We start from the raw sequence: 24,241 nt of genomic DNA, 5'->3' as shown, positions 1-24,241 counted from the left end.
GTGGGCGTATCGAGCGCGTGCTCGACCGTCTCAAGGCGGGCGAGCGCCTGGGCACCCTGCTGTCGCCAGAGCGCGGCATGATCGCTGCGCGCAAGCAGTGGCTGGCCGGGCACCTGCAAACCCGTGGCACCCTGGTGCTGGATGCCGGTGCCGTGCAGGCTCTGCGCCAGGCCAACAAGAGCCTGCTGCCGGTTGGAGTCAAGACCGTGCAAGGCAGCTTCCGCCGGGGCGAGATGGTGGTGTGCGTTGGCCCGGATGGCGTCGAAGTCGCTCGCGGGCTGGCCAACTACAGCGCGCTGGAAGCGCAGAAAATCATCGGCCAGGCTTCCGATGCCATCGAAGGCCTGCTGGGCTATATCGCCGAGCCGGAATTGGTGCACCGCGACAACCTGGTTCTGGTTTGAGGAGCATGCCTGTGCTGAAAAGGATGTTTGCCGTGGCGGCGCTGGCGCTGGCGCTGGCGCTGCCGATGCTGGCCGGGGCCGAGGAAATCGGCCAGGTGTCCACCGTGTTCAAGTTCGTCGGGCCTAACGACCGCATCGTGGTCGAGGCTTTCGACGACCCCAAGGTCGAGGGCGTGACTTGCTACCTGTCGCGGGCCAAGACGGGCGGCCTGAAAGGCGGGTTGGGGTTGGCGGAAGACCGTGCGGAGGCGTCGATTGCCTGCCGCCAAGTGGGGCCAATCAACTTCAAGGGGGAGTTGAAAGACGGCGAGGAGGTGTTCAAGGAGCGCACCTCGCTGGTGTTCAAGACCATGCAGGTGGTGCGTTTTCTCGACAAGAAGCGCAATACGCTGGTGTACCTGGTGTACAGCGACCGGGTGATCGAAGGCAGCCCGCAGAATGCGGTGACGGCGATTCCGATTCTGCCTTGGGCGAAATGACACCGCGTTGACTGTATTGCGAGGGCTGCGCCCTCGTTCGCGGGTAAGCCCGCTCCTACAAGGACGGTGAAAAACCTGTAGGAGCGGGCTTGCCCGCGATAGGGCTGCAACGCAGCCCCAATACACCGAATCAGGCCAATTCCTCGGCCTCATCCTCCCGCACGATCGCCTTCACCTCATCGCGACGGCTGATGTACTTCCAGTCCGCCTCGTCGATGTAGATGCCATTCGGCCCGCTGCCACCTTCCAGATCGATCGCCACCCGCGCCGACACCTGCGGCTTCACGCTCGCCAGGATCGGCACGAAGCCCAGCTGCTGGCTGGTTTCCAGCAACGCCGCCTGGTTGCGTTCGTCGATGTCCGCCGCCTCGTCGAGGTAGTACGGCAGGCGAATGCGCCCGGCCAGGTCGCGGTCCATCAGGTGCAGCAACAGGTACATGTTGGTCAGCGCCTTGATGGTCATGGTGGTGCCGTTGGACGCAGCGCCGTCGATATCTGCGTGGATCACCGGCTGGCCGTTGATCTTGGTGATCTCGAAGGCCAGTTCGAACAGGTCCTTCAGGCCCAGCTGGTTGTGGTTGGCCGCCACCAGCCGCGCCAGGTACTCCTTGGCCTCTTCGTTCTTGTTGTCCTGGTCGGCGCTCTGGGTCAGGTCGAACACCGACAGGGTTTCGCCCTCCTCGTACTGGCCGGCGCTGTGGATGATCTGGTCGATGTGCTTGAGCGCTTCCTTGTTCGGTGCCAGCACCACGCGGAAGCTCTCCAGGTTGGAGACCTGGCGACGGTTGATCTCGCGGTTGAACAGCGCCAGCTGGTGTTCCAGGCTGTCATAGTCGCTGCGAATGTTGCGCAGGGTACGGGCGATGTCGGTGACCGCTGCACGGCGCGCCTTGGCCAGGGTCAGGGCTTCCTCGGTGCGGTGCGAGTAGGCGTTGATCAGCAGCGACAGGCGGCGCTCCATGTCGTCTTCGCTGTCGAACTTGGCCACGCCCTTCAGGCGCACCTGGGCGTACAGCGCCTCGATCTGGTTGTCGACGCGTTGCAGGCCCTGCCAGCTGTCCTGGTAGTCGTTGAGCAGCGGCAGCAGGTTGTCCATCGAGTCGTCCACCGGCTCCATGAACGGCGTGCCGAACGGCAGGTCGGCCGGCAGCAGCTGGCGCCGGCGCAGGGCGTCGTCGAGGGTGCGCTGCTTGGCTTCGAGGTCGGCGATCTGCCGGCCAATCAGTTGCAGCTTCGCCGACAGCTGCTGGACGCGCTCGGTGAAGGCGTCGCTGGAGCGCTTGAGTTCGTCCTGGGCGGCTTCGAGCTGCGCCAGCTGTTCCATTTTCTCCGGCTCTTCGGCGCTCAGGGTTTCGCTGCGGCGGAAGTCTTCCAAAGCTTTCTGGGCGTCCAGCACCTGCTGGTACAGGGCTTCGGTCTGCGCCTTGCTGGCGGCGCGGTCCAGGGCCACGGCCTGCTGGGTCTTGAGCTGCTTGAGTTCTTTTTCCAAGCGTTCTTTCTGGTCGCGCAGGGCGGCGCGGTCGGCCAGGGCTTGTAGGGCAGGCGGGTCGATGTGCGACAGGTCGATGGACAGGCCCGGCACTTCGAAGCGCTCGCCCTTGAAGCCGTCGAGCACCGCTTCCAGGGATTTGACCCACTGCTCGCCATCATCCAGGGCAATGCCGTTCTCGCCCAGGGGCAGGCTGAACAGCGCGCCGTTGAACAGGCGCATCAGGCGCTCGACATCGGCCTGGGAGAATTCTTCGCGCAGGCGGGCGTAACTGTTGTTGTCGGCGTGGTCGAGCTGCTGCTTGACCGTCTTCACGCGTTTTTCCAGGTCGCGCACGCGCTCGTCGAGGTCTTCGGCGGAGAACTGGCGCGACTGCGCCAGGGCGCCGGCCAGCTCGTCGTGGGCATCCTTGGCGGCCAGCAGCTGCTGCTCCAGCACCTTGACGTCATCGACCAGGGCGAAGCGGTGCTTGAGCACCGACAGCTCGCCCAGCCAGCGCTGGATGCCGGTGATCTCGCGCTCCAGGCGCATCAGCTCCTGGGTGCCGCTGCGCTGGTCGTTCTGCAGGGCATCCTGCTCGCCGCGGTAGTGCTCGGCCTGGATCACCAGCTCTTCCTTGCGCGCCATGGCGTAGTCCTGCCAGGTGCCCAGCAGGTTGTCGAGCAGTGGCGAGAGGCGGTGCAGCTTGCCGCGCAGCAGGTCGCGCTGGGCCACGCCACCGGCCAGGGCCTCGACCAAGGGGCCTGCGGCAACCAGGGCGTTGTAGTCCTGCTCCATGCGGCGCACGTCGCGGAAGGCCTCGTCGCAGGCGGCGATGTAGTCGACGCTGCCCGAGCGCAGGCTGTGCTCGAAGGCATCGAGGAACAGCTGCTTGAGCTTGGCGGCGGTGATTTCGCGCATGTGCAGCAGGTTGATGAACAGCGAGCGGAAGGTCTTCAGGCTCTGTTCGCTGGTCGAACGCAGCGGGATCAGCGTGAGGTCCAGCGGCACCGAGGTGTGCCCGCCCACCAGCAGGCGGCGCAGCTCGTCGGGCTTGAGCTCGTAGGCCTTCAGGCCGTGCTGCTCAAGGTTGGTGAACAGCTCTTTCTGGCGCAGGCAGGTGTCGTTCTTCTGGTAGTGCGCCAGGTCCAGCTGGCCCTGGTAGGCGAAGAACTGGTGGCCGAAGCCGCCGCCCGGGCCGCGGCCGACCACGCCGATCACGTGGGGGCCGTGGGGCAGGTTGAGTTCGCAGAGGATGTAGCTGGTATCGCTGGCGAAGTAGAAACGCCGCGACTGCTCCAGGCTGTACTTGCCGAAGCTCATGTCCGACATGCGCGCCAGAATCGGGAACTGCAGGGCGTTGATCGACGCCGATTTACCCAGGTTGTTCGCGCCATAGACCGACAGCGGGTGTTCCAGGGGGAACAGGCCCAGGCTGTAGCCGGCGGTGTTGAGCAGTGCGAAGCGGCGAATGCCGTAGCGTTCCTGGCTCATGCGTCAATCTCCTGTTGCTCTTCGCGAATCGCCCGGGCCAGGGCGTCCTCTTCGCTTTCCTCGGCCTCGAAGGGGGTGAGGTCGAGCGGGTCTTCGGTGCGGTTGAGTTCTTCCGGGGTTTCTTCTTCGATCAGCACCGGGACCGGCAGCGGCAGGTCGCTGTGCAGGCTGGCAGCCAGGTCGCGGTCCTGCTGCACCGACAGGCACACGTCGAGGAAGCGGTGCATCGGCGCCAGGAAGCGGTAGATGCCGCCTTCCTCGAGGGCGAAGCCCAGCTGGGTCATGCGCCGCAGGATCTTTTCTTCCAGCTCCTCGACGGTTTGCACCTCGGCCTGGATGAACAGGTCGCGGTATTTTTCCAGCAGCGAAGGCAGCTCGTCGCGGCCAATGCTGCCGCCGTCGAGCACGGCCATCGGGTCGCGGCCCTGGTCGGCCAGGTGTTCCACCAGGATAAAGGTGAACAGCGACAGGCGCTGGGCGGTCTTGTTGACCTGCGCGGCGGCCTGCTCGGGCACGAAGTAGTAGAAGCCGCGGGTGTCGCACACCAGCTCGAAGCCCAGGGCCTTGAACAGGGTGCGGTACTGGTCCTGGAAGTTCGATAGCTGGGCGTACAGTTCAGGGTCGCGGCGACTGACGTGGAAGCCCTTGAACAGTTCGCGGAAGATCGGCGCGAGCTGGGACAGTTCGGAGAGATCAAGATGCATGGGCGGGGCTCGCGTTGGATTCGGGCGTGGTCTGCGGCTGCGCGTCGCGGCTCGAGGTGAGGGCGAACGAGCGCAGGCTGACCAGGTGTTCGCGGGTGCTGTAGTCCTGGCGTTCCAGGCGCTCGCGCTTGAAGCGCTTCTCGCGCGACAGGCGCGAGAACCAGTACAGCAGTTCGTCGGTGGCGCCTTCGGGCTCCTGCTCCAGCAGCCAGACCATCAGGTCGGGCAGCGGCAGGGCGTCTTCGCAGCGTTCGAGCATTTCCTTGACCGTCCGCGGTGCGCCCGGCAGCGGGCCTTTCTGCACCTTGTGCGCCTTGGGGAAGCGCGCAGGCTTGGGCTCGAAGCGGGCCAGGGCATAGACGTAGGCCTCGACCTGGCTGGCGCTGCCGAGGAAGGTGCTTTGCGGGCGGGTGAACATTGGCATGGCGGCCTGGGGCAGGGCGTCGAGGCCCTTCTTGCGGATGACCGACAGCGCCAGGGCCGCGCCACGGGTCACGGCGTTGTGCCGACGCGCTTCTTCACGCAGCGGCAGCAGCAGTTCACGGGCGTGGCGCAGGGTCAGCTGGGCGCTGGTCTGCATTTCCAGAATGCGCGCGTGGGTGCGCAGCAGCATGTCGTCGTCGACCAGGTGGCCCAGGCGCGCCTGCTCGCCCAGCAGGCGCAGCAGCACGGTCTCGACCTGGCGCACGCCCTGCTCGAAGGCGCCGTCGGCGTTGACCAGCTGGATCATCGGCTCGACGTATTCGTCCCAGGTGGCCAGCACTTCGGCATAACGCTGGCGCAGGGGGATCTGGCGGTTGCTGGTCTTGGCCCGCTCGGCCACGGCCACCAGCGCCTGTTCGTCGTTGTCGAGCTTCTTCAGTACGTCGCGCACGCGCATGTCGAGCAGGCGTAGCTGGCGCGCCAGGTCGTCGCTGTCGCGGTTGTCGAAGGCGTCCTGGATATGCCCGGCCAGGCGCTCGAGATGGCGCAGGTAGGCCTCGATCTCCAGGCACAGGCCCAGGCGGTGCTCGCGGCGCAGGTAGGCGAGGAAGTCGTGGATCTGCGCGTTGAGTTCGAAGCGGTTCGGGCTTTTGGCCACCGGCACCAGGATGTCCAGGCGGATCCACACGTCGAGCAGCTGGGTGATCTCCTGCGGGGTGCTTTCCACCTGCTGGCGGGCCAGCTGCTGGCGCAGTTCGACCAGGCTCAGGGTGCCTTGGTCGAAGCGCTCGCACAGCGGCTCGATCAAGGCCCAGTGTTCGGCTAGGGCGCGCAGGACGCGCTTGGGTTCGATCATTGGCGGGTCGACTCGTTGCCAAGTAAAAGGGGCGATTGTACTGCATACGGGGGGGAGGATTTCACCCCTTGGTCTGGGTTTTGCGTTGCCTGTACCGGCCTTTTCGCGGGCAAGCCCGCTCCTACACAGGCTCCACTTAATTTCCAGAATCGCGTTCCTACGCGAAATCTGAAATCAACCAACCCAGAATGTACCCAGGAGCGCGATTTCAGGGGCAGCGTAAACTCTGTAGGAGCGGGCTTGCCCGCGAAGAGGCCGGAAAAGCCGACAACTTTCCGCCTGCCTGTTGCAGCAAGACGCCGCCAACGGCGTTAGAATGCCTGATTACCCGCACACCTCCCGGATACCCGTGCCTTGCTGACCGAGTCCCGCCGCCGCGCCTACCTTTCCGCCATGCAAGTGGTGCATTGGCTGCCGCGCGCCGAACTGCCGTTCGCAGCTCCGTCGCGCCCGGAACTGCTGCTGCCGCTGACGCCGCTCGAAGAGCCCGCGCTCGACGTACGTCCCAGTGCCCCGGCACCTAGCGAAGCGCCGCAGGCACGCTCGGGCGAACGTCCGAAAATCGAGATTCCGCGTCCCAGCGTTGCCAGCAAACCCGCCGCCAAGCCGGTCGAAGCCGAGGAAGAGACGCCCAAGGCTGTTCGCCCGGCGCCCGTCCCGCCGCCACGCTTCGCCCTGCAACTGCTACGCGCCGGGCGCTGCCTGCTGCTGGTGGAGCTGGCCACCGGGCAGCCGTTCCAGAGCCGCGACCCTTCCTACCTGTTGCTCAAGGACATGCTGCGCGCCGCCGGCTTGCCAGATGCCCCGCAGATCATCGGCGAGCCGGTGCGCTGGCCGCTGCTGGTGCGCGGCAACATGGACCAGGGGCCTGATGCGGCGCGGGACTTCGTCCAAGGCTTTATCCAGGCGCGTCTGGAAGAAGCCCCCAGCACCTGCCTGTGGCTGCTGGGCCTGCCGGCCGTGCGCTTTGCCGGGGGCGCCGACGAGCAGGCCTACTACCAAGCACTCAAGCTCGACGGGCTGGGCGACGCGTGGGCCTTGCCGGGCCTGGAACTGTTGATGGACGAGCCGCAGCGCAAGGCTGACGTCTGGAAAGCGATGCGCCAGCTGATGGCGCGCTGGAAAACCGTTGAATGAGTGACTCGATCAGTTTCCGCCCGATGACCGAGGCGGATCTGGATGCCGTGCTGAAAGTCGAATACGCCGCCTTCAGCCACCCCTGGACCCGCGGCATCTTCCTGGATGCGCTGAAATCGTACGAAGTGTGGCTGATGTTCGACGGCCAGCAGCAGGTTGGCCATGGCGTGATCAACGTGATCATCGATGAGGCGCACCTGCTCAACATCACCGTCAAGCCTGAGAACCAGGGCTGCGGGTTGGGCCTGAAGCTGCTCGAGCACCTGATGGCGCGGGCCTACCAGCTCAATGGCCGGGAGTGTTTCCTGGAGGTGCGCGCCAGCAACCAGTCGGCGTACCGGTTGTATGAGCGCTATGGGTTCAACGAGATTGGCCGGCGGCGCGATTACTACCCGGTGGCGGGTGGGCGCGAGGATGCGCTGGTGATGGCCTGCACCTTGTTCGAAGATTGAACATCGCGGGGCGAGCCCCGCGATATCCCCACCTTAGATAGCGGGCTGTTCCCCTTCCACCGGCGCACGCAGGTCGCGCAGGTTGCGGGTCGCCGCGCCGGTATTGCACTTGGCGGCCGCCTGCTCAGGCGTCATGTCGCGGATGGTGCGGTAGAACAGCTCGCAGGTTTGCTTCTTCTGGGTGACCTGCCACTTGGTGCTGCAGGCATCCAGGGTCAGCTTGGCGTCGGCCTGGGGGTTGCGGCCCATGCCGGCCTGCCAGCAGGCCGCGGTAAGGTCCTGGCCCATCATCTTCAGGCCCGCAGCGTCGGCCTTGTCCTGGTCGCCGCCGTAGCTGTTCTTGTCGGCCGCATACCAGATCGCGCTCGGGTGGTTCGAACCCAGTACCGGGACCTGCTGGCCGGCCTCCGGGCTGATGCTGACCAGGCCCAGCACATCGACCTTCGGCCCATATTGCTGCTGGATCCAGCTACGCACTGGCGCGCCGAAGGCGACCATCGGCAGAGGCTTGGCACCTTCGCGCACGGTCATTTCCTTGACCATGCGCACCTGGTAGTCGGTGAAGTAGCTGTAGGTGTCGACCAAATCGCTGCCGGCGCTGGCCGGGGCGGCGATCGGGGCGATGTCGACGATGGTCTGGTAGGCCGACGTTTGGCTGGCGTCCACGCCGTTGAAGGTCAGCAGTTGGGCCCAGCGGTCGGTGGTGTTGGAGCGCAGGTAGTCCTGGGCCTGGGTCAGCGAGTAGTCCGGCGGGAAGTGCAGCAGCTCGATGCTACGGCGGTTCTCCAGGGCCATGCCCAGCGGCAGGAACAGGTACCAGTCGTAGGACCACTTGCCATCCTTGTTCAGCTTGGTGGCGCCCTGGTAGGCCAGCTCGCCACTGTCGAGCAGCTTGCGCAGCGGCTCTGCGTAGCTCTCGGGTACTTTGGTGATCTCGGCGTGCAGCTTGTCGTTGTCGCGGCGCACGTGTACCTGGGCGTCGGCGTAGCCATCGCGGCGCACGCTTTGGGTCAGGTAGTGCTCGACGGTTTGTTCCAGGGTCCAGTCGCGAAAGCAGATCACGCTGCAATTGTTGGGGTAGGCGAACAGCCGAGTCACACGCTGCGCATCACCCAGGTCGATTTTCGCGTCCGCCATGACCAGGCCGCTGAAGGCGAGGGCGGCGAGGCCAGATACAGCAATCTTTTGCATGCTTAACTCCTTGTCAGTGGCCGCCAGGGGATGGCGGGCGCGCTCATACTGGATGAAGAGGTGGGGGGATGAAAAGTGCCAAGTTGTGGCTAATGGCCATGTTTGTCGTCGGGCCGTTCGCTGCACAGGCCGACGAGCGCGACCTGTGGATGTTCGCCCAGTGGGCCGGGGACCATCAAACCCGGCCTTTTCGCGAGATGTTGGTGAATGCGCGGCTGTATGGCGTGGTGCCAATCCACCAGCTGTTGCGCTCGGCGTCCGACTGGCGCCAGTGCCATGCCTCGCCGTTCGCTGTACCGCCCAGCAGCCAGTGGCCGGCAGTGCGCTCGACCCTGGCGCTGCTCAAGGCCCTGGGAGAGCAAGGTATCCTGCGCCAGTTCGAGGTGGTGTCGGCCTACCGTGCCCCTGCGCTGAACACCTGTGCCGGCGGGGCAGTCGGCAGCGCCCACACCCGGGCCTTTGCGGTCGATGTACTGCTGCCGGACTGGGCCGACCCCAACCCGCTGTGCCGCTTCTGGCAACAGCATGGCGAGGCCTGGAACATGGGGCTGGGGCGTTATCCGTCGGGGCGTATTCATCTTGATACGGCGGGCTACCGCACCTGGGGCGGGGATGGCAGTGCGAGGTCGTCGTTCTGTGCCAAGGCCGGGTGAAAGGGCGCTGCGGCATTGTCCATGGGCATGGAAAGTCATGGCAGAAAGCGGGATTTATCTTTGCGCGTACCGTCCCCTAGCATGTTCGCTGTTATTCACTTCTGCGAGCGATCGATCATGAGCAAGCCCGAGTTTTTCGTCACGCCCGGTTATGGCCACTACATGCGTGAGAACCTTCACTATTCCCAGGCCGTTAAAATCGGTAATCGCGTGGAAACTTCCGGGCAGGGCGGCTGGGACAATGAGTTCAACATTCCTGCGGCCATCGAGGACGAGATCGCCCAGGCATTCGACAACCTGACCCGCACCCTGGCCGAAGCGGGCGCGGGCTGGGAGCACGTGGTTCACGTCAACTCCTACCACGTCGGCGGCTTCCCGCCCGAAGTGAACGAAACCATGGTCAAGTGCTACCGCAAGTACATGCCCAACCACGCACCGATCTGGACACAAGTGGGCATCGAGTCCCTCGGCTTGCCGACCATGCGTGTGGAAATTCGGGTAACCGCGATTATTGCGTGATACCGAAGCGCTGAATGACCCAGTCGATAAACAGCTTCAGGCGCGTGTTCTGATGCCGATTGGGTGGGTACAGGAGGTGCAGGGGCATGGTCGGTCGTGACCACTCCTCCAAGAGGGGCACCAGCTGGCCGGTATTGAAGTAATGCTGGACGATGCTGCGAAAGTGTTGCCCCACGCCTGCACCCGCGACCAGCATTTCCTTGAGGCCATTGCCTTCGTTGGTCGTGAACGCATGATCGCCCACTTCGTGGCGCACCGTCCCTTGCTCGAAAATCAGCGGCTCCACTTTGTTGGAGGCGAAAAAGTACCCCACGCTTCGGTGGTTCTTCTGCAAGTCATCGGGGGATAACGGGGTGCCCATTCGCCTCAGGTAGCTGGGGGCGGCGCAGGTGACGTATTCGAGGTCGGTGATTTTCCGGCTGATCATCGCCAGGTTCTCCGGCTTGCCCGCCCGAATCACGCAGTCCACCCCTTCGCTGACGATATCCACGGCGCGGTCACTGATGCCAAGGGCAATGGTGATGTTGGGGTATTGGCGATTGAACTCCATCAGCGCTGGAATCAGCAGGCAGTTGGCGAACGAGGCCGGTGCATCGATGCGCAAGGGGCCGTGTGCCTGGAGCTTGCGCCCGCGTACGGCGCTGTCCACTTCGTCCAGTTCCGCCAGCAGGCGTATGGCCTGGCGGTAGTACGCCAGGCCGTCGGAGGTGGGCGTGAGGGCGCGTGTGGTGCGCTGGATCAGCTTGATCGCCAGGTGCTTTTCCAGGTCGCTGATCAGCTTGCTGACCGTGGAGCGCGGCAGGTCCAGTTGTTCGGCGGCTCGGCTGAACGAACCGCTCTCGATCACTCGCGCGAAGGCGCGCATTGCCAGGAGTTGGTTCATGCTGATATCCGCCTCGGCTAAGGTGGGGAAATACAGGCAGATGCAAAAAAGCCCGCACAGGGCGGGCTTTCTTGGGGTTGTCTAGAGACCCTTGGGATCGCTAGACAAGTATATGGTGGCTACACAGGGACTTGAACCCCGGACACCGGCATTATGAATGCCGTGCTCTAACCAACTGAGCTATGTAGCCAAGATGGCGCGCATTATTCGCTCGAATCGGTTACCTGTCAACACCCGCTCTAAAAAATTTTCCAAGCTTTCAAATGCTTAGCCCGACGATCGGTTGTCAGCGGGCAATCATCCAGTGGCCAAGCACGTTGTGCAGCCGCACGTCCTGCTCGGTGGCCAGGCGTTCAAGGCTTTCGCCGGGGCGATCGAGGTTGAAGTCGCCACTGACGCGTCGGTAGGCCAGCTGCTCGTCCATCACCCAGGCACGTTGGCCCTGATAGCCGGCCAGCCGTTCGAGTACTTGGCCCAGTGGCAGGTTGCGCGCTTGCAGGTAGCCGTTACGCCAGGCATCGGCAGCCTTGGTATCGGCTTTCTCCACCGCGCCGATGCGCATGTTGGTGAAGCTCACCCGCTCACCTGCCGAGAGCAGGCGCTGGTCGCCGCCCAGGCTGAGGGTGGCCTTGCCGTTGAGCACCACCAACTCATCGTGGTCGGCCCAGCGGGCGAGCATCAGCCGCGTGCCGAACACCTGGATGCGCGCATCGTCTACCTGCACGTCCAGGGCCCGGCCATCGAGCATCACCTCCACGAACACCTGCCCCTGCACCAGTTGCAGGTGCCGGGTGCGTCCGCGCAGGTCGACGTTCATGGCGCTGGCGCTGTCCAGGTGCAGGGTGGAGCCATCGGCCAGGCGCACGCTGCGTCGTTCGCCAGCGTCGGTGTGCAGCTCGCTGCCCAGGCGTTGCATGAGTGGCCAGTACCGATAGGCGAGCGCCGCCACCAGCAACAGGAACAGCACACCCAGGTACTTGCCCAGGTGGCTGCGGCGCGCCTTGAGTTCCCGAGGACGAAGGCGCGCAGCGGGAGGCAGCTGTTGCCAGCGGGTTTCCAGTTCGGCGAAGGCATGGGCGTTGTCCGGGTCCTGGCACCATTCGGCGAAGGCTTTGCGTTGGCGTTCGTCGGCGCTGGCCTGGCGCAAGCGGGCGAACCATTCCAGCGCTTCCCGTTGTGGGTCGTGGGGGCACGGCAGGGCGGGCATCGGGTTCATGGGGGCTACTCGTGAAGAGGGCGGTTTGGCCCAATGTCTACGGGGGGCAGATGCTGAGGATGCTAAATATAGTGAGAACCATTTGCAAGTACGTGGCGGACGGATGGCATCCGAAGGTAAATAAGGGTGGCTTCGTATCCAGATGTTTCTAATAATCGGATCCCAAACCCGCGACGGACTCACAGCTCATGGCTATCAGCAGTACCCCGACCAGCCCCGTGACCAACAGCGCCCCGGCCGCCTCTGGCAGCAGCCCGCTGGTGCTGCGGATCATCGGCTTTTGTGCCCTGGCGCACCTGATCAACGACTTGATCCAGGCGGTGCTACCGGCCATTTACCCGATGCTCAAGGCCAACTACGACCTGAGCTTCACCCAGATCGGCCTGATTACCCTGACCTTCCAGATCACCGCCTCGCTGTTGCAGCCCTGGGTGGGCTTCTACACCGACAAGCGGCCCACGCCCAACCTGCTGCCGCTGGGCACCCTGTGCACGCTGGTAGGTATCGTGATGCTGGCGTTCGTCGGCAGCTTCCCGATGATTCTTTTGGCCTCGGCGCTGGTGGGTATCGGCTCTTCGACCTTCCACCCGGAAACCTCGCGTATCGCCCGCCTGGCCTCGGGCGGGCGTTTCGGCCTGGCGCAGTCGACCTTCCAGGTGGGCGGTAACGCCGGTTCAGCCTTCGGCCCGCTGCTGGCAGCGGCCATCGTCATTCCGTTCGGGCAGGCCAACGTGGCCTGGTTCGGCCTGGCCGGGCTGTTCTTCTTCGGCGTCACCCTGATGCTGCGCCGCTGGTACAAAGGCCACCTCAACCAGTTCAAGGCGCGCAAGGCCCAGGCGGCTACCCACGGGCTGTCGCGCCAGCGGGTGCTCGCCGCGCTGGTGGTGCTGGGGCTGTTGGTGTTCTCCAAGTACTTCTACATGGCCAGCTTCACCAGTTACTTCACCTTCTACCTGATCGAGAAGTTCGACCTGTCGGTGGCCAGCTCGCAGTTGCACCTGTTCCTGTTCCTCGGCGCGGTGGCGGCTGGCACCTTCTTCGGCGGGCCGATCGGCGACCGCATCGGGCGCAAGGCGGTGATCTGGTTCTCGATCCTGGGCGTGGCGCCGTTCACCCTGGCGCTGCCCTATGCCGACCTGTTCTGGACCACGGTGCTGAGCCTGGTGATCGGTTTCATCCTGGCTTCGGCCTTCTCGGCCATCGTGGTGTATGCCCAGGAACTGGTGCCGGGCAACGTGGGAATGATCGCCGGGATTTTCTTCGGGTTGATGTTCGGCTTCGGCGGTATCGGCGCGGCGCTGCTGGGGTACCTGGCCGACTTGCGGGGTATCGAGTACGTGTATGGGCTGTGCTCGTTCCTGCCGCTGTTTGGTTTGCTCGCAGTGTTCCTGCCTTCCACCGGTAAACGCTGACCCACCTTCGGCGGGCACGATTGACGGGCCAACTTCGGTTGGCCTAGAGTGCCTGTCCTTTCCATGCCTGTAACCGACACCATGCGCCGCACCCTGCCCCTTAGCCCCGCTCGCCCTGTCGCCCCGACAGCGCGTCGTCCGTGGCCGAGCGACACAGTGCTGAAGCGGCGGCGCAGCGTATTGTTCGCTTTCACCTTCTCGCCACACCCGACCCTGAACTGACCTTCGCGTCCTCGCCTGCCCGCAGCCCTTGCGTGGCCTGGGGGCGTTTGCGTTCGCCCATCTTTTCAGTGTTGTCAGGAGTGGTACATGAACATGCGTTTGCTGGCGGGCCTGTTGTTCGCCGTGTCCGTCGTCGGCTTCAGCCTGGGGGCCAGCTTGCCGCTGGTGTCGTTGCGCTTGCACGAGGCGGGGGCCGACACCCTCAAGATCGGTATCGTCTCGGCCATCCCCGCAGCGGGCATGATGCTCTCGGCGTTCATGGTCGATGCCTGCTGCCGCTACTTCACCCGACGTACCCTCTACCTGCTGTGCTTCAGCTTGTGCGCACTGAGCATCGCGCTGCTGGAATGGGCGTTCTCGTCGACCTGGCTGCTGGCCTTGCTGCGCCTGGGCCTGGGGCTTGGCATGGGGGTGGCGATCATCCTCGGTGAGTCGTGGGTCAACGAGCTGTGCCCGGAACACAACCGCGGCAAGATCATGGCCCTGTACGCCACCAGCTTCACCGGCTTCCAGGTGCTCGGCCCGGCCATGCTGGCGCTGGTGGGCGCGAACAGCCCTTGGGTGACCGGTGTGGTGACCGGCTGTTATGGGCTGGCGCTGCTGTGCATTGCCTTCACCGTGCCTAACGATCGCGTACGCCACGACGAAACCGAGAAAAGCTTCACCCTGGGTGGATTCTTGCGCGTGGCACCGGCGCTATGCATGGCAGTGCTGTTCTTCTCGTTCTTCGATGCGGTGGTGCTGTCGCTGCTGCCGGTGTACGCCACCAGCCTGGGCTTTGCCGTGGGCGTGGCGGCGCTGATGGTGACCGTGGTGTTCGCCGGCGACATGCTGTTCCAGCTGCCGCTGGGCTGGCTCGCCGACCGGGTGGAGCGCACCGGCCTGCACCTGGCCTGCGGCGTGGTGGCGATGGCCATCGGCATCGGTCTGCCATGGCTGCTGCAGGTGACTTGGCTGCTATGGCCGCTGCTGGTGGTACTGGGGGCGGTGGCAGGGGGCATCTACACGCTGGCGCTGGTGCTGATCGGCCAGCGCTTCAAAGGGCGCGACCTGGTCACGGCCAATGCCAGCGTTGGCTTGCTGTGGGGCGTGGGGAGCCTGGTGGGGCCGCTGGTCAGCGGTGCGGCGATGAATGTCGCGCCCCATGGCTTGCCCATGGCGCTGGCGCTGATGGCGGGGTTGTTCGTGTGCTTTGCCCAGCAGGCGTATCGACGGGCGGGGGCGTTGCGGGCGGTGGTGGATTGAAGGCGCAGCGGCCACTCAGGCCGCGCCGATGCTCACCCAGTAGCGGGTGCGGTAGTCGATGCGCACCGGCAGCGAGCGCGCCAGTAGGCGCAAGATCTGCTCGCTGTCGCCCAGCTGGAAGGTGCCGGACACCTTGAGCCCGGCCACCTCCGGCGCGCAGCGCAATACGCCTGGGCGGTAGCGCGACAGTTCATTCACGAATTCGCCCAGCGGCATCTGCTGCACGCTGAGCACGCCGTCGGTCCAGGCCCAGGGGTCGCCGTGCAGGTGGGCCAGTTGCAACTGGCCATCGGCGCTCACCTGGAGGATTTCGCCCGGCAGCACCCGGCGCGGGGTGGCGGAGGAGGGGAACAGCGTGACCTCGCCGCGGCGTACCGCCAGCAGCAGGCCCTGGTCGTTCTCGCGCAGCAGCAGTTGGCCGTTGTGGGTGTCCATGTCGGCGATGGCGGTATCGATATGGAACGGGCGGGTGTCGTCGCCATTGCTGTCCAGGCTGACCTCGCCGCGCAGCAGGGTCAGCAGGCGCTGGTCAGGGCTGTAGCGCAGGTCGATGGCGCTGTCGGTGTTGAGCAGCAGACGGCTGCCGTCGCTGCCTTGCAGGCCACGTCGCTCGCCGGTGGCGGTACTGCTGTCGGCCAGCAGCGCGGGCAGGCCCAGCGGCTCGCGTGCGCCCCACAGCAGGCCACTGCCCACGGCGAGAACGCCCAGCAGCTTGAGGTGGTCACGCCGGCTGCTGCGCAGGCTTCGGCTGCCTTCGAGGGTGCGCCGGCTGAGCGCGCCGGGCAGCACGGCCAGCTCCTCGCCGAGGTGGTTGACCCGCTGCCAGGCCAGGGCGTTGTGCGGGTGGCTGGCCAGCCATTGCTGGAACTGTTGCTCTCTGCGCGGGCAAGGCTCGTCGAAGCGCAGTTTCACCAGCCAGTCGATGGCCTGGTCGACCTGGGCCTGGGCCGGAATGCGTTCAGGCATCGGCATAGCGCAACCGGTAGCAGACGCCCAGGGCCTTGGCCAGGTCGCGCTCCACCGTGGCCCGCGACACCTCCAGGTGCAGGGCGATGCGCGGAATGCTCAGGCCATCGAGCTGCGCCAACAGGAACGCCTGGCGCGCCCGCGGCTTGAGTTGCAGCAGGGCACGGTCCAGGCGTTCGAGGGTGTCGAGAATGATATGGCGGTGTTCTTCGCTGGGCGTCTCGCCCTCTGGCATGCTGGCCAGGCTTTCCTGGTAGGCACGCTCCAGGGCACGGCGACGGTACTGGTCGATCATCAGCCCACGGGCGATGCTGCTCAGGTAGGCCCGAGGCTCCTTCAGCGGGGCCACCTGGCGTGCCCGCAGCACGCGCACGAAGGTGTCCTGGGCAAGGTCCGCAGCGTGTTCGCGACAGCCTACCCGTGCCCGCAGCCAGCCGCGCAGCCAAGCGTGGTGGGACTGGTAGAGCAGATCGACTTCGGCGGGCTTGAGCGTCTCGTTGACCTGCATCGTATGGCGTGCCCCACAGCTAAAAGAGAGTACGATTGTTAATGTTTCTCAATTCTATGTGGGCGAGTAGCCACAGGGCAACGGTTCATCGGGAATTAGTCGCGCAAGAACGGCCGTTTCGCCGATGAACGGTTGATCTAAGATGAGCCTTCAACCGTTGCACAGGTGATGCGTCATGATCAGGGCCGACCTTTCCCCACATGCCTACCGCGAGGCCAGCGAGTTCCTGCAGTCGCTCGACCCGGACTGGGCGCGGCATATCGAAACCATTGGCCCGTGCCAGCACCGTGCAACCCCTGGGCGCGAGCCGTTCGAAGCGCTGGTGCGTGCAGTGGCGTATCAGCAATTGCATGCCCGTGCTGCCGAGGCGATTCTTGGACGGATGCTGGCGCTATACCCGCAGGTGGACTTCCCCAGCCCCGAGCAATTGCTGGCGACCGACCCCGAGACGCTGCGCACCTGCGGTTTTTCCGCCAGCAAGCTGGCGACCGTTCAGGGTATTGCCCAGGCCCGTCTGGAAGGGCAGGTGCCCAGCCTCGACGAGGCCCGCAGCCTGGGCGACGATGCCTTGATCGAGCGCTTGGTGGCGCTGCGCGGGGTTGGCCGCTGGACAGTGGAGATGCTGCTGATCTACGCCTTGGAGCGCTCCGACATCCTGCCGGTGGACGACTTTGGCGTGCGCGAGGGCTACCGGCGCATCAAGGGCCTGGACAAGGCCCCGACGCCTGCGCAGATGCGTTCTCTGGGCGGCGCCTGGAGCCCGCACCGGACAGTGGCAGCCTGGTACCTGTGGCGGGCCTGAGGGCAACTCAAACCCTGCGATTACCCAGCAAGAATCGGGGAGCCGCCGTCCACCGCCTCTGGCAATCTTGCCGCAACTGCTTACCAAGGACCGCCGCCATGTACACCACCGACGCCCAACGCTGGCAGGCCGTGCAAGCTCGCGACAGCGCCGCCGCCGGCCATTTCGTCTACGCCGTGCGTACCACCGGGGTGTATTGCAGCCCAGGTTGCAAGTCACGCATGGCCAAGCGCGAGAACGTCGCGTTCTTCAACGATGCCACGGCCGCTGAAGCTGCGGGCTACCGCGCCTGCAAACGTTGCGCCGGCAACCTGCGGGAAACCCGCCACACGGCCCTGGTAGCACGTGCCTGCCGGCTGATCGAAGCCAGCGAAACAGCCCCCAACCTCGATCAGCTCGGCACTGAGCTGGGCGTCAGCCCTTTCCACCTGCACCGCCTGTTCAAAGCCGAAACCGGTCTCACGCCGAAGGCCTACGCCACCGCTTTCCGCGCCCGCCGTCTGCGCGAGCGGCTGGATGAGGGCGACTCGATCACCGATGCCATCTTCGAAGCAGGCTACAACTCGGGCAGCCGCTTCTACGAAAGCGCTGGCCAGCGCCTAGGCATGCGCCCCCGTGACTACCGCGCAGGCGGTGCCGGGGCGACCATTCATTTTGCCATCGGCCAGTGCTTCCTGGGGGCGATCCTGGTGGCGCAAAGCGAACGCGGCATCTGCGCGATTCTGCTGGGCGACGACCCCGAGGCCTTGCTGCGTGACGTGCAGGACCAGTTCCCCAAAGCCGAGCTGGTGGGCGGTGATACCGGTTTCGAGCGGTTTGTGGCCGAAGTGGTGGGCTTCGTCGAACACCCAGGGCTAGGCTTGGCCTTGCCATTGGATGTGCAAGGCACGGCCTTCCAGGAACGTGTGTGGCAGGCCCTGCGCGAGGTGCCGGCTGGGGGGCGGGTCAGCTACAGCGATATCGCCGAGCGCATTGGCGCACCAAAGGCCGTGCGCGCCGTAGCATTGGCCTGCGCGGCCAACCGCATTGCGGTGGCCATTCCCTGCCACCGCGTGGTGCGCCGCGACGGTGATATCAGCGGCTACCGCTGGGGTGTGGAGCGCAAGCGGCAATTGCTGGACCGAGAAACGGTAATCACCTGAGCGCCGCAGCAGCGTAGAATTCCCGGCTTGTCCAGTTGGGTTTAGGGGAATTCGATGGGTCGCGTAGGCCTTTTCCGATTGTATTCGGTGTTTCTTGCTCTGCTTTTGTGCGTGGCGCAGCCGGCCTGGTCGGCGGGTGCCACGCCGGTCTCGCAACTGCTCAGCGAGGGCGTGCCGGCCCTTGAGGAAGATGCCAGCCTCGATCAGTTGAGCGAACGGCTCGACCTGGTACGCCAGGGCGTGACCAGCAATGCCAACGACGACCTGCTCTCGCAACTGCGCCAGGCCGCCTTGCAGGTACAGCGCCAGGCCGATGCGCTGGGTACCTTGCGTACCAGCGACATCGACCGCCTGGACGACCAGCTCAACGTGCTCGGCCCGGTGCTGCCGGACGAAGCCCAGAGCATCACCAGTCAACGCAAGCAACTGGCGGATGAGAAAAAGAAGTTGCAGGCCCAGCAGAAGCAGGCCCAGCAACTGACCCAGTCGGCCCGCGACCTGGCCACGCAGATCGTCAACCTGCGTCGCAGCCTGTTCAACTCGCAGATCACCAGCCGCGCCGCGAGCCCCCTGAGCCCTGCGTTCTGGTCGAGCCTGATCCGCCCCACCGACGATGACGTAGCCCGCCTGCGCGACCTGCGTGGCGAGGCGGCGGATGCGCTGTCCAGTGCCTTCAGCCCCGAACACCGCTGGTGGTTCCTCGCCAGCGTGATCGCCGCCGTGCTGGTGTGGACCCTGGTGCGGCGCCAGCTCGAACGCCTGCTGGCCAAGGCGATGATCCGCTGGCTGCCGGAAGGCCGCCTGCGGCGCAGCGCCCTGGCGGTGGGCGTGAGTCTGGCCACGCTGTCGACCATCGCCGGTGCCGTGTCGCTGCTGCGCTGGGGCCTGGAAACCAGCGCGCAACTGGGCACCGACCTGGCCAGCCTGACCAACCATGTCCTGACCCTGGTGGTGTTCAGCGCCTTCATCGCAGGCCTTGGCCGCGCCATGCTGATGCTGCAACGCCCTTCGTGGCGCCTGCCGCCGATCCCCGACGAGGTCGCCAGTGCGCTGAGCTGGTTCCCGCAGGTGTTGGCGCTGGCGCTGGTACTGCTGCTGACCCAGGAGCGTATCAATAGCGTGATCGGCACCAGCCTGGCGCTGACCGTGGCCACCAACGGCCTGACCGCGCTGGTGGTGTCGCTGATCTTCGTCGCTGCCCTGGTGCGCTACCGCCGCACCCGCCGCGAGCACGGCCTGGAGCGCCCGGCAGGGCTTGCCGGGTTGATCCCGTTCGTGGTCGTGGTGTGGGTGGGGGCGATCCTGCTGACGCTGCTGGCCGGCTACCTGACCCTGGCCTATTTCCTCACGGCCAAGCTGTTGTGGATCAGCGTGGTCGCCACCTGTGCCTACCTGCTGGTGACGGTGTTCGGCGACCTCTGCGAAACCCTGCTGTCGCCCCGCGAGCCCGCAGGCCGCGCGCTGGCCTCGGCGCTGGGCATGCAGCAGCGCCACCAGGCGCAGTTCAGCACGGTGTTGGCGGGTATTGGCCGTACCGTGATGCTGTTGATCGCCGCCTTGCTGGCGTTCCTGCCCTCGGGCACCAGCCCTGGCGAGCTGCTGCTGAGCCTGGCCGAATGGGATGGCAGTGGCGGCAAGGTGCTTGGCAACCTGAGCATCGTGCCCCAGGACATCTTCCTGGCTATCGCGATCTTCATCGGCGGCTGGTTGGCCATCCGCGTGGTCAAGCGCTGGCTGAGCGAGCGCCTGCTGCCGGAAACCGACATGGACGCCGGCATGCGCGCCTCCCTGGTGACCCTGGTTGGCTACCTGGGCTTCCTGTTCCTGGCGATGCTGGTGATGTCGACCCTGCGCATCAACCTCACCAGCCTGACCTGGGTGGTCAGTGCGCTGTCGGTGGGCATCGGTTTCGGCTTGCAGCAGATCGTGCAGAACTTCATTTCCGGCCTGATCCTGCTCACCGAGCGCCCGGTGAAGGTGGGCGACTGGGTGAGCCTGGCGGGGGTCGAGGGTGATATCCGCCGCATCAACGTGCGCGCCACTGAGATCCAGATGGGCGACCGCTCCACGGTGATCGTGCCGAACTCGCAGTTCATCTCGCAGAACGTGCGCAACGTGACCATGGCCAATGCCCTGGGCGTGGTCGGCATCACCTTGACCCTGCCGCTGGAAACTGACGCCAACCAGGTACGCGAACTGCTGCTCACGGCGTTCCACGAGCACGAGGCGATTCTCGATGCCCCGGCGGTCTCGGTGACCTTCAAGGACATCACCGCCAGCGGCATGGTGCTGAACGTCAGTGGTTACGTGGCGGGGCCGCGGCAGGTGTCTGGGGCACGCAGCGACTTGCTGTTCACCATCCTCGGCCGCCTGCGCGACGAGGGTATTTCGCTGTCGTCGCCGCAGAGCATGGTGTTGCTGCAAGAAGCACAGCGCCCGGCTGACGAGCCCGCCTAAAGCCAGGGGCGCGGCGCGCCCTCGGTTTCCCTTCTGAGTCGCCTGGCCGAGCCTAATGCTTGGCCAGCGACCTTTTCGGCCTTGGCCTCGCATTCAAAACTTTCTGAAGCCATTGCGCTGTCAGGATGTCGTTTTATGTAAATCCAACAGCTATACGGATATACAAAAGCGTTACGCTGGAGTAGCCTTTGATTCACCGGCGATCCGCGCCGGTTTTTCATTGCCTGCGTCGTGGGGACAGCGCTGCGCAGGCGAACGAGGAGTTCTCCATGAGTGAACTGCAAACCCGGGACCGCTCTCGATCGGTGCCCTTGAACATGCGCGTTGCCGAGCACCGACGCGACCTGATCGACGCTGCCGTCGAGGTCGTCGGTGGCGACCGCACCAGCTTTGTACTCGAGGCGGCCTGCAAGCGCGCCGAAGAAGTGCTGATGGAGCAACGGTTGTTCCTGCTCGATGAAAACGCCTTCGATCGGTTCGCCCAGGCGCTGGAAGACAACCCCATCAGGAGCAATGAATGCGTGAAGAAGCTGTTGGCCAGGCCCAAGCGCTGGCGCTGAGTGCTCCACAAAAGCTCGATGAGCGCCATGACCTGACCCGCTTCGACTGTGGCGAAGCGTCGATCAATGGTTATTTGCGCGACAAGGCCTTGAAGGCTCAACAGGCCAAGCACGCGGTGGTGTATGTGACCTGTTTCCACGGTACGCGAGAGGTCGCTGGTTTCTACACGCTGTCCAATGGTTCGGTGGCCCGGGCGCATGGTGCAACGGCGAGGTTGCGACGCAATGCACCGAACGACCTGCCGGTGGTCGTGCTCGGGCGCATGGGCGTTACGCTCGAGGCGGCCGGGCAAGGTATCGCCACCGACCTGCTGCAGGATGCATTGGAGCGCGCACTGGTAGCTTCGGAAATGGTGGGGTGCGTGGCCATGATCGTGCATCCGTTGACCGAAAGGCTGGAGCGGTTCTACGCAAAGACTGCTGGTTTCATTTCCTGCCCTGACCTCTCCCCGAAGACCATGATGCTTTCGCTCAGGTGACTCTCACGGGGCGCAATGGTCCCCAGTGAAAAGCCGCGATTGGCTATTTTTCCCCCTGCTGACCCCGGCGACCATGCCGGGCATCCATAGATGCCAGCAGGAACACCACCATGCCTCCCTCATTTGCCTACCCCGGCGACGCCCTGCGCGTGCTACGCCGATGCTTTCGCGTGCTGCCCGGGAGCAGCGCGCTGGCCCTGGCCTTGCTGGCGCTGGCCGGCTGTGACGAGCGCACTGCCAGCGCCGAGGCACCCGCCGCAGCGCAGGTGGAGGTGGCGCCGGTGCAGTTGCGCGAGATTCGCGCCTGGGACAGTTTCAATGGCCGCATCGCGGCGGTCGACGCGGTGGAGATTCGTCCGCGGGTGAGCGGCTATATCACCCGCATCGCCTTCACCGAGGGCGCCGAGGTCAAGCGTGGCGACCTGCTGTTCGTCATCGACCCGCGCCCCTATAAAGCGACCTTGGAAAGTGCCCAGGCGCGCCTCGAGCGGGCGCGTGCCAGCCGCATCCTCGCCCAGGCGCAGCACCAGCGCGCCCAGCGCCTGGTGCAGGCCAACGCGGTGTCGCGCGACGAGGCCGAGACGCGCAATGCCAGCTACTTGCAGAGTGTCGCCGACGTCAATGACGCCCAGGCCGAAGTGGCGCGGGCGAAGCTGGACCTGGAGTTCACCGAAGTCCGCGCACCGGTCGCTGGCCGTGCCAGCCGCGCGCTGCTGACCTTGGGCAACCTGGTGGTCGCCGACCAGAGCCTGCTGAGCTCGGTAGTCTCGCAAGACCCGGTATACGTCTACTTCGACCCCGACGAACACAGCTGGCTCGGCTACCAGGCCGGGCGCGCCAGCGCCGAGCAGATGCAGGTGCGCATCGGCCTGGCCAATGACGAAGGCTTCCCTCACGAGGCCCGCGTCGACTTCCTCGACAACCAGCTCGACGCGCGCACCGGCACCATCCGCCTGCGTGCGGTACTGGCCAACCCCGACCGACGTTTCACCCCAGGGCTGTATGCCCGCGTGCAACTGGCCGGTGCCGCCAGCCGCCAGGCTGTGCTGATCGACGACAAGGCCGTGCTCACCGACCAGGACCGCAAGTACGTCTACCTGCTCGGCGCCGACAGCACCGCGCAGCGGCGCGACGTGGTGCCCGGGCGCATGCACGAGGGCCTGCGGGTGATCGACAGCGGGCTGGCGCCGGGCGATGAGGTGATCGTCGGCGGCCTGCAACGTATCTACTACCCCGGCGCGCCGGTCAAGGCCAGCCAGGCCGCCGTGGCGGAGGCTCGCTGATGGACTTCTCGCGCTTTTTCATCGACCGGCCGATCTTCGCCATCGTGCTGTCGGTGATCATGTTCGCCGTGGGCCTGATCTGCATCCCCTTGCTGCCAGTGGGCGAGTACCCGGAAGTGGTGCCGCCCAGCGTGGTGGTGCGCACCACCTGGCCGGGTGCCAACCCCACGGAGATCGCCGAGTCGGTGGCCATTCCACTGGAGGAGGCGATCAACGGCGTGGAGGGGATCATGTACATGAAGTCGGTGGCCGGCTCCGACGGCAGCCTGCAAGTGGTGGTGACCTTCACCCCGGACGTCGAGCCCGACACCGCCGCAGTGCGTGTGCAGAACCGCGTGGCCCAGGCCCTGAGCCGCTTGCCCGAGCAGGTGCGGCAGTACGGCGTGACCACCCAGAAGCAGTCGCCGACGCCGCTGATGTACGTCAGCCTGTACTCCCCCGACAACCGCTACGACTCGCTGTACCTGCGCAACTACCTGACCTTGCAGGTGAAGGACGAGCTGGCGCGGATCAAGGGCATCGGCGACGTCGGGCTGTACGGCGCTGGCGACTACGCCATGCGTATCTGGCTGTCGCCGGGCAAGCTGGCGGCTCGCGGGCTGACTGGCAACGATGTGCTGGCGGCGATCCGCGAGCAGAACGTGCAGGTGTCCGCCGGGCAACTGGGCGCCGAGCCGAACCCCAGCAAGGCGGATTTCCTCACCTCGGTGACTGTGCGCGGTCGCTTGAGCACGCCTGCGGAGTTCGCCGATATCGTCATCAAGCGCGGCAGCGACGGCCAGTTGGTGCGGTTGGGCGATGTGGCGCGGGTCGAGCTGGGTGCCGGCGACTACACCATGCGGGTGTTCCAGGACGATCACAACGCGGCCACGGCGGGTATCTTCCTGTCGCCGGGGGCCAATGCCCTGGGCGTGGCCGACGAGGTGTACCGCATTCTCGACCGATTGTCCGAAGGCTTCCCGCCAGGGATCGTCTACAAGGCGGTGTGGGACCCGACGGTGTTCGTTCGCGAGTCGATCAGTGCGGTGCAGCACACGCTGTTCGAGGCCGTGGTGCTGGTGGTGCTGGTGGTGATCCTGTTCCTGCAAAGCTGGCGCGCGTCGATCATTCCGCTGGTGGCGGTGCCGGTGTCGGTGGTCGGCACCTTCGCCTTCCTCTACTTGCTGGGCTACTCGATCAATACCCTGACCCTGTTCGGCCTGGTGCTGGCGATCGGCATCGTGGTGGACGATGCCATCGTCATGGTGGAGAACGTCGAGCGCAATATCGCCGAGGGCCTGGAGCCG

General features: G+C 65.4%; 23 protein-coding genes and 1 tRNA gene. 15 read left to right on the top strand and 9 right to left on the bottom strand.

Features of this window, described 5'->3' with window-relative positions:
* On the top strand, positions 1-404 hold a 404-nt coding region (locus tag ACQKPE_RS20700; RefSeq protein WP_427668475.1), incomplete at its 5' end, for a PUA domain-containing protein.
* Positions 405-427: 23 nt separating this feature from the next.
* The gene (locus ACQKPE_RS20695) at positions 428-883 is read left to right on the top strand and encodes a CreA family protein (protein WP_427668476.1); all 456 of its coding nucleotides are present in this window, start codon (positions 428-430) and stop codon (positions 881-883) included.
* 130 nt (positions 884-1,013) lie between these two features.
* On the opposite strand, the gene mksF is transcribed toward ACQKPE_RS20695, so the two are convergent.
* From mksF to mksB, 3 genes are read right to left on the bottom strand one after another with little or no spacing between them, the layout of a single operon-like run.
* The gene (gene mksF / locus ACQKPE_RS20690; protein WP_427668474.1) at positions 1,014-3,845 is read right to left on the bottom strand and encodes an Mks condensin complex protein MksF; all 2,832 of its coding nucleotides are present in this window, start codon (positions 3,843-3,845) and stop codon (positions 1,014-1,016) included.
* Entirely contained in the window at positions 3,842-4,549 is a 708-nt protein-coding gene (mksE, locus tag ACQKPE_RS20685; RefSeq protein ID WP_427668473.1) for an Mks condensin complex protein MksE, read from the bottom strand. Before mksE ends, mksF begins: the two co-directional genes overlap by 4 nt.
* The gene (gene mksB, locus ACQKPE_RS20680) at positions 4,539-5,828 is read right to left on the bottom strand and encodes an Mks condensin complex protein MksB (protein WP_427668472.1); all 1,290 of its coding nucleotides are present in this window, start codon (positions 5,826-5,828) and stop codon (positions 4,539-4,541) included. The genes mksE and mksB overlap by 11 nt, the downstream gene beginning before the upstream one ends.
* 354 nt (positions 5,829-6,182) lie before the next feature.
* On the opposite strand from mksB, the gene ACQKPE_RS20675 reads away from it, so the two are divergent.
* Entirely contained in the window at positions 6,183-6,965 is a 783-nt protein-coding gene (locus ACQKPE_RS20675; protein ID WP_427668471.1) for an energy transducer TonB, read from the top strand.
* On the top strand, positions 6,962-7,417 hold the full coding sequence (gene rimI, locus ACQKPE_RS20670) for a ribosomal protein S18-alanine N-acetyltransferase (RefSeq protein WP_427668470.1): 456 nt from the start codon (positions 6,962-6,964) through the stop codon (positions 7,415-7,417). Before ACQKPE_RS20675 ends, rimI begins: the two co-directional genes overlap by 4 nt.
* A 33-nt stretch (positions 7,418-7,450) precedes the next feature.
* Here the strand turns inward: rimI and ACQKPE_RS20665 are convergent, their stop codons facing one another.
* Positions 7,451-8,608 (bottom strand): hypothetical protein, encoded by a 1,158-nt coding sequence (locus ACQKPE_RS20665; RefSeq protein ID WP_427668469.1) that lies wholly within the window; start codon positions 8,606-8,608, stop codon positions 7,451-7,453.
* Positions 8,609-8,676: 68 nt separating this feature from the next.
* On the opposite strand from ACQKPE_RS20665, the gene ACQKPE_RS20660 reads away from it, so the two are divergent.
* The gene (locus ACQKPE_RS20660) at positions 8,677-9,261 is read left to right on the top strand and encodes a D-Ala-D-Ala carboxypeptidase family metallohydrolase (RefSeq protein ID WP_427668468.1); all 585 of its coding nucleotides are present in this window, start codon (positions 8,677-8,679) and stop codon (positions 9,259-9,261) included.
* A 117-nt stretch (positions 9,262-9,378) separates the two neighbouring features.
* The gene (locus ACQKPE_RS20655) at positions 9,379-9,780 is read left to right on the top strand and encodes a RidA family protein (protein ID WP_427668467.1); all 402 of its coding nucleotides are present in this window, start codon (positions 9,379-9,381) and stop codon (positions 9,778-9,780) included.
* On the opposite strand, the gene ACQKPE_RS20650 is transcribed toward ACQKPE_RS20655, so the two are convergent.
* From ACQKPE_RS20650 to ACQKPE_RS20640, 3 genes are all read right to left on the bottom strand, one after another.
* Positions 9,770-10,663: a LysR family transcriptional regulator gene (locus ACQKPE_RS20650; RefSeq protein ID WP_427668466.1), complete on the bottom strand. Its 894-nt coding sequence runs from the start codon at positions 10,661-10,663 to the stop codon at positions 9,770-9,772. The two genes, ACQKPE_RS20655 and ACQKPE_RS20650, sit on opposite strands and share 11 nt — an antisense overlap.
* Positions 10,664-10,776: 113 nt before the next feature.
* Positions 10,777-10,853 (bottom strand) — tRNA-Met (locus ACQKPE_RS20645).
* Between the two features lie 96 nt (positions 10,854-10,949).
* Positions 10,950-11,879, bottom strand: a complete 930-nt coding sequence (locus ACQKPE_RS20640; RefSeq protein ID WP_427668465.1) for a FecR family protein — start codon at positions 11,877-11,879, stop codon at positions 10,950-10,952.
* Between the two features lie 188 nt (positions 11,880-12,067).
* Between ACQKPE_RS20640 and ACQKPE_RS20635 the strand changes: the two genes are divergently transcribed.
* Both ACQKPE_RS20635 and ACQKPE_RS20630 read left to right on the top strand, forming a co-directional pair.
* Complete coding sequence (locus ACQKPE_RS20635; RefSeq protein ID WP_427668464.1) at positions 12,068-13,291, top strand: MFS transporter; 1,224 nt, start codon at positions 12,068-12,070, stop codon at positions 13,289-13,291.
* A 309-nt stretch (positions 13,292-13,600) separates the two neighbouring features.
* On the top strand, positions 13,601-14,758 hold the full coding sequence (locus ACQKPE_RS20630) for an MFS transporter (RefSeq protein WP_427668463.1): 1,158 nt from the start codon (positions 13,601-13,603) through the stop codon (positions 14,756-14,758).
* Between the two features lie 15 nt (positions 14,759-14,773).
* Here the strand turns inward: ACQKPE_RS20630 and ACQKPE_RS20625 are convergent, their stop codons facing one another.
* Both ACQKPE_RS20625 and ACQKPE_RS20620 read right to left on the bottom strand, forming a co-directional pair.
* Positions 14,774-15,730: a FecR domain-containing protein gene (locus ACQKPE_RS20625; RefSeq protein WP_427668462.1), complete on the bottom strand. Its 957-nt coding sequence runs from the start codon at positions 15,728-15,730 to the stop codon at positions 14,774-14,776.
* Positions 15,717-16,232: a sigma-70 family RNA polymerase sigma factor gene (locus ACQKPE_RS20620; RefSeq protein WP_427668461.1), complete on the bottom strand. Its 516-nt coding sequence runs from the start codon at positions 16,230-16,232 to the stop codon at positions 15,717-15,719. Before ACQKPE_RS20620 ends, ACQKPE_RS20625 begins: the two co-directional genes overlap by 14 nt.
* A 175-nt stretch (positions 16,233-16,407) precedes the next feature.
* Here ACQKPE_RS20620 and ACQKPE_RS20615 point away from each other — a divergent pair, with 175 nt between their 5' ends.
* From ACQKPE_RS20615 to ACQKPE_RS20585, 7 genes are all read left to right on the top strand, one after another.
* On the top strand, positions 16,408-17,034 hold the full coding sequence (locus ACQKPE_RS20615; RefSeq protein WP_427668460.1) for a DNA-3-methyladenine glycosylase family protein: 627 nt from the start codon (positions 16,408-16,410) through the stop codon (positions 17,032-17,034).
* A gap of 98 nt (positions 17,035-17,132) precedes the next feature.
* Complete coding sequence (gene ada / locus ACQKPE_RS20610) at positions 17,133-18,176, top strand: bifunctional DNA-binding transcriptional regulator/O6-methylguanine-DNA methyltransferase Ada (protein WP_427668459.1); 1,044 nt, start codon at positions 17,133-17,135, stop codon at positions 18,174-18,176.
* 54 nt (positions 18,177-18,230) lie between these two features.
* Positions 18,231-20,633, top strand: a complete 2,403-nt coding sequence (locus ACQKPE_RS20605; protein ID WP_427668458.1) for a DUF3772 domain-containing protein — start codon at positions 18,231-18,233, stop codon at positions 20,631-20,633.
* Between the two features lie 269 nt (positions 20,634-20,902).
* Positions 20,903-21,193, top strand: coding sequence for a DUF1778 domain-containing protein (locus ACQKPE_RS20600; protein ID WP_427668457.1), 291 nt, complete (start codon positions 20,903-20,905; stop codon positions 21,191-21,193).
* Positions 21,151-21,672: a GNAT family N-acetyltransferase gene (locus ACQKPE_RS20595; RefSeq protein WP_427668456.1), complete on the top strand. Its 522-nt coding sequence runs from the start codon at positions 21,151-21,153 to the stop codon at positions 21,670-21,672. The genes ACQKPE_RS20600 and ACQKPE_RS20595 overlap by 43 nt, the downstream gene beginning before the upstream one ends.
* Before the next feature lie 110 nt (positions 21,673-21,782).
* Positions 21,783-22,955, top strand: coding sequence for an efflux RND transporter periplasmic adaptor subunit (locus ACQKPE_RS20590; RefSeq protein WP_427668455.1), 1,173 nt, complete (start codon positions 21,783-21,785; stop codon positions 22,953-22,955).
* Positions 22,955-24,241, top strand: a 1,287-nt coding sequence (locus ACQKPE_RS20585; RefSeq protein ID WP_427668454.1) for an efflux RND transporter permease subunit, incomplete at its 3' end; no start/stop codon positions are given. The genes ACQKPE_RS20590 and ACQKPE_RS20585, both read left to right, overlap by 1 nt.

The organism is Pseudomonas sp. NPDC089554 (assembly GCF_050280645.1).
Taxonomy (GTDB): domain Bacteria; phylum Pseudomonadota; class Gammaproteobacteria; order Pseudomonadales; family Pseudomonadaceae; genus Aquipseudomonas.
This window is presented reverse-complemented; position numbering and strand designations above follow the sequence as displayed.

Excerpts from the sequence above, each read along its gene's own strand:
- ada (WP_427668459.1), top strand. The coding sequence starts at position 17,133 with ATGTACACCACCGACGCCCAACGCTGGCAGGCCGTGCAAGCTCGCGAC.
- ACQKPE_RS20605 (WP_427668458.1), top strand. The coding sequence starts at position 18,231 with ATGGGTCGCGTAGGCCTTTTCCGATTGTATTCGGTGTTTCTTGCTCTG.
- ACQKPE_RS20650 (WP_427668466.1), bottom strand. The coding sequence starts at position 10,663 with ATGAACCAACTCCTGGCAATGCGCGCCTTCGCGCGAGTGATCGAGAGC.
- ACQKPE_RS20640 (WP_427668465.1), bottom strand. The coding sequence starts at position 11,879 with ATGAACCCGATGCCCGCCCTGCCGTGCCCCCACGACCCACAACGGGAA.
- mksB (WP_427668472.1), bottom strand. The coding sequence starts at position 5,828 with ATGATCGAACCCAAGCGCGTCCTGCGCGCCCTAGCCGAACACTGGGCC.
- ACQKPE_RS20665 (WP_427668469.1), bottom strand. The coding sequence starts at position 8,608 with ATGCAAAAGATTGCTGTATCTGGCCTCGCCGCCCTCGCCTTCAGCGGC.
- ACQKPE_RS20635 (WP_427668464.1), top strand. The coding sequence starts at position 12,068 with ATGGCTATCAGCAGTACCCCGACCAGCCCCGTGACCAACAGCGCCCCG.
- ACQKPE_RS20655 (WP_427668467.1), top strand. The coding sequence starts at position 9,379 with ATGAGCAAGCCCGAGTTTTTCGTCACGCCCGGTTATGGCCACTACATG.
- mksE (WP_427668473.1), bottom strand. The coding sequence starts at position 4,549 with ATGCATCTTGATCTCTCCGAACTGTCCCAGCTCGCGCCGATCTTCCGC.
- mksF (WP_427668474.1), bottom strand. The coding sequence starts at position 3,845 with ATGAGCCAGGAACGCTACGGCATTCGCCGCTTCGCACTGCTCAACACC.
- ACQKPE_RS20630 (WP_427668463.1), top strand. The coding sequence starts at position 13,601 with ATGAACATGCGTTTGCTGGCGGGCCTGTTGTTCGCCGTGTCCGTCGTC.
- ACQKPE_RS20615 (WP_427668460.1), top strand. The coding sequence starts at position 16,408 with ATGATCAGGGCCGACCTTTCCCCACATGCCTACCGCGAGGCCAGCGAG.
- ACQKPE_RS20695 (WP_427668476.1), top strand. The coding sequence starts at position 428 with ATGTTTGCCGTGGCGGCGCTGGCGCTGGCGCTGGCGCTGCCGATGCTG.
- ACQKPE_RS20590 (WP_427668455.1), top strand. The coding sequence starts at position 21,783 with ATGCCTCCCTCATTTGCCTACCCCGGCGACGCCCTGCGCGTGCTACGC.
- ACQKPE_RS20660 (WP_427668468.1), top strand. The coding sequence starts at position 8,677 with ATGAAAAGTGCCAAGTTGTGGCTAATGGCCATGTTTGTCGTCGGGCCG.
- ACQKPE_RS20600 (WP_427668457.1), top strand. The coding sequence starts at position 20,903 with ATGAGTGAACTGCAAACCCGGGACCGCTCTCGATCGGTGCCCTTGAAC.
- ACQKPE_RS20595 (WP_427668456.1), top strand. The coding sequence starts at position 21,151 with ATGCGTGAAGAAGCTGTTGGCCAGGCCCAAGCGCTGGCGCTGAGTGCT.
- ACQKPE_RS20620 (WP_427668461.1), bottom strand. The coding sequence starts at position 16,232 with ATGCAGGTCAACGAGACGCTCAAGCCCGCCGAAGTCGATCTGCTCTAC.
- ACQKPE_RS20625 (WP_427668462.1), bottom strand. The coding sequence starts at position 15,730 with ATGCCGATGCCTGAACGCATTCCGGCCCAGGCCCAGGTCGACCAGGCC.
- rimI (WP_427668470.1), top strand. The coding sequence starts at position 6,962 with ATGAGTGACTCGATCAGTTTCCGCCCGATGACCGAGGCGGATCTGGAT.